Here is an 891-nt window from a genome sequence, read left to right as displayed (position 1 = left end):
AGGAAAGTTATCTACCATCTTAGAGAAGTTATCTACCGCCTCAGCAATTTTACGTCGTTCCTGGAGAAAGTATCGACCATTTCGTCTATCCGCGGACAGTTCCTTGGTTTCCTTCATTTATAAATCGCGCTTAAGCTCTGCGAGTAATCAAGTACCTTCAATATCGTGTCTTTCTTTGCATTGGCCGCCTCCTGCCTGGAGAATATATCCCCGCCTCGGCAACTATATATCGCCCGAGTAAGGATATCGACCACCACCACGAATTTATGTCGCTCTCAGGAAATTTATCTACCAACTCTGAGAAGATATCTACCATCCCAGCAATTTTATGTCGTTCCTGACGAAAGTATCGACCATTTCGCCTATCCGTGGGCAGTTATTTGGTTTTTTACAATAGAGATCGCGTTTTATGCACTGTAAGTAATCAATTACTTTCGATATCGCCTCCTTATTTGCGGTGGCAGCATCAATTAAAAATATCTTTCTTGATATATCTCTTCTTCTCATCCATGTATATCGACAAACGAACAATAACAGGGAGCTCTTACAATCATCTATTTCCCTTTAGGGCAGATTATCCACATCATCGCCAGGCTGCAACTGTCCGCGTCTCTTGTTGCCAACAGGAGGAGAACGCCCTAATCCACCTCCCAAAGAATAAATTATATTTTATTAAAATAGTTGTTGCAATGGATGTTTTTCCAATGTATAATAAGTATTGTTGCTAAGGAAGAACGGCACAATAAATAATTTTATCGTCGCGGGGTGGAGCAGTCTGGCAGCTCGTCGGGCTCATAACCCGAAGGTCGCAGGTTCAAATCCTGCCCCCGCAATCGAAGGTCCCGTGGTGTAGCGGTTAACATGCCTGCCTGTCACGCAGGAGATCGCCGG

General features: G+C 44.0%; 1 tRNA gene. It reads left to right on the top strand.

What is annotated here, in order from left to right:
• The first annotated feature begins 759 nt into the window (after positions 1–759).
• Positions 760–833 (top strand) — tRNA-Met (locus AC0TWI_RS11540).
• Positions 834–891: the final 58 nt, after the last annotated feature.

The sequence above is a fragment of the Lederbergia sp. B243.17 genome (assembly GCF_057657925.1).
The sequence above is the reverse complement of the archived record's forward strand: the minus strand, read 5'-3'. Positions and strand labels throughout refer to the sequence as shown.